This window comes from Xaviernesmea oryzae, assembly GCF_900109605.1.
Taxonomy (GTDB): Bacteria; Pseudomonadota; Alphaproteobacteria; order Rhizobiales; family Rhizobiaceae; genus Xaviernesmea; species Xaviernesmea oryzae.
The window spans coordinates 71,231-73,864 of the sequence record NZ_FOAM01000023.1; the positions used below are offsets into that span (position 1 = coordinate 71,231).

At 62.1% G+C, this 2,634-nt stretch carries 2 protein-coding genes and 1 pseudogene; all 3 read left to right on the forward strand.

From position 1 onward, the window contains the following. A pseudogene (locus tag BMX61_RS21955) lies at window positions 1–324 on the forward strand (methyl-accepting chemotaxis protein); the annotation flags it as partial. A 174-nt stretch (window positions 325–498) separates the two neighbouring features. Beyond that, window positions 499–2,316, forward strand: a complete 1,818-nt coding sequence (locus BMX61_RS21960) for a methyl-accepting chemotaxis protein (protein ID WP_075628896.1) — start codon at window positions 499–501, stop codon at window positions 2,314–2,316. Window positions 2,317–2,318: 2 nt separating this feature from the next. Continuing rightward, the coding region (locus BMX61_RS21965) for a chemotaxis protein CheW (protein ID WP_170855001.1) at window positions 2,319–2,634 on the forward strand (316 nt) is incomplete at its 3' end.

Below are 2,634 nucleotides of genomic sequence, written 5' to 3' on the forward strand. Positions count from 1 at the left end.
GAGGCGATCCAGCAGCTCGACAAGGTGACCCAGCAGAATGCCGGGGCATCGGAAGAGATGTCCGCCACGTCGGAAGAACTCGCCGCACAGGCCGAGGAACTCCAGGCTTCCATCGCCTTCTTCAAGGTCGAGCAGGGTCGAGCCGGCGCGCGCGAAGCTGCAGGCCACGTCCGCGGCAAGGCCGCGCCTGTCCAGATCAAACGTAATCCCGGCAACGCGTCTGCTCGCCAGACGGTCGCTGCGCAGCAAGCCCGAGCGAAAGGCTTTGCGCTCGACATGGGCGGGCCCGACGAGGATGACAACGACTTCCTGCAGAGCGCCTAAGCGTTCTGCATATCCGGCGTCGGCGCGTCGAAGCACGCGCCGACGCCAACGCCGGTAATGGGGTGCCGGTGTTTATCGCCGCTTATTCGATGTGCCGAAGGATCGGTCTTCGAGAACAATAGGGCGGCCTTCGCCCAAACTTATGGTCCAACGACCGCTCTATGGGGACTCGCAATGCGTATGACCATCAAGTTAAAGCTTACCTTAGCCTTCGGGCTGCTCATCCTTTTGGCCGTCGCCATGGCGGGGCTTTCGATTTCGCAGCTCTCGTCGTTGAATGCGGCGATCTCGCGTATCGTCGATGGCCCGGCCACGAATTTGCGAAACTCCACCGATCTGTCCACAGCCGTTCTCAATGCCGTGCGCTTTGAGAAGAACATCGTTCTGAGCAACGATACACAGCTCAACGAGAGCTTCCGCGACCAGATCAACGTTCACAAAGCAGAAATTGCTGCAACGGTTCACAAGATCTCTGAACTGACGCGCAATCCCGTCGTCACTGAGAAGATGGCGAGTTTCTCCGAACTCTACGCCAAGTGGCAACAGCTCGACGATCAGGTCGTCAAGCTGGCCATCCTGAATACGGAAGCGACGGATAAGCAAGCCGCCGACATTTCCATGGGTGAGGCTCGCAAGGTCACCAATGACATGGTGAGCGCCGTCAAGGCGGTCAACGAGGCAATCATTTTCGACCTCAATCAGACCAATGACGCCACGGATCAGGAATATGCGTTCTCGCGCAACCTGGTGATCGGTAGTGTCGCTCTGCTGCTGATCCTGTCTGTCGCCATTGCAACCTGGATCGCGATGAGCATCAATAGCGGCCTGCGCAAGATCAAGACCGTCGCGGAGGCCGTCGCGATCGGTGATCTCAACCAGAACATCGAGATCAAGACCAATGACGAGATCAAGGATGTCGTCACCGCGATCAACCAGATGACGGCCAATCTGCGCGAGACCGCCCTTCTCTCCGACCGCATCGCCAGCGGCGACCTGACGGTCAACGTCAAGCCGATGTCGGACAAGGACATGCTGGGCCACGCGCTCGAGAGCATGGTCGAGCGTCTCCGGGTCGTCGTCGCCGATGCGCTGGCCGCATCCGACAACGTCTCCTCCGGCAGCCAGGAACTCTCCTCGGCTTCCGAGCAGGTCTCGCAAGGTGCCACCGAGCAGGCATCCTCGGCCGAAGAGGCCTCCGCCTCGATGGAAGAGATGGCCGCCAACATCAAGCAGAACGCCGACAACGCCGCCCAGACCGAGAAGATCGCCCGTCAGTCCGCCAAGGACGCCGAGATCTCGGGCCAGGCCGTCAACCGCGCTGTCGGCGCCATGCGCACCATCGCCGAGAAGATCTCCATCGTCCAGGAAATCGCGCGTCAAACCGATCTCCTTGCACTCAATGCCGCAGTGGAAGCCGCACGCGCCGGGGAACACGGCAAGGGCTTTGCCGTCGTCGCTTCGGAGGTTCGCAAGCTCGCCGAACGCTCACAGGCCGCCGCCGCCGAAATCTCCGCGCTCTCCGGCGATACCGTTCAGGTCGCGACCGAGGCCGGCGATATGCTGAACCGTCTGGTGCCCGATATTCGCAAGACCGCCGAACTGGTCTCGGAAATCTCGGCCGCCTGTCGCGAGCAAGATATCGGCGCTTCGCAGATCAACGAGGCGATCCAGCAGCTCGACAAGGTGACCCAGCAGAATGCCGGGGCATCGGAAGAGATGTCGTCCACCTCGGAAGAGCTGGCCGCCCAGGCGGAAGAACTGCAGGCGTCGATCTCCTTCTTCAGGGTTGATCAGGGACAGACCCGCCAGCCGATGAGCCAGGCCCCGGCACGCACGGCGCCGGCACGTGGCAAGGCCGTCGCATTCAAATCCCGGTCTACGCCTGCCGTGGCGCGCCAGAGCGTGGCCAGCCAGCAGGCCCGCGTGAAGGGCTTCGCGCTCGACATGGGCGGCCCGGATGAAGAGGATTACGAATTCAAGGAGAGCGCTTGATCATGGCACCGACATCCGTTGAAGCCCAGTTCGTCACCTTCAGCCTCGACGCGGAAATCTTCGCCGTGCCGGTCGGGGTCGTGCGTGAAATCCTCGATTATGAGGACCCCTCGCGCATTCCCCATGGGCCGCCGCATCTGCTCGGCCTGCGTGACGTGCGCGGCCAGGGCGTGCCGATCATCGATCTGCGCGTCCGGCTCGGCATGGACAAGACCGTGCGCACCGCCCACACCCGCATCCTCGTGCTCGACATCCCCATCGCCGACAAGATGCTGGCGCTGGGCCTCGTCGCCGACAAGGTCTTCGAGGTCACGCCCT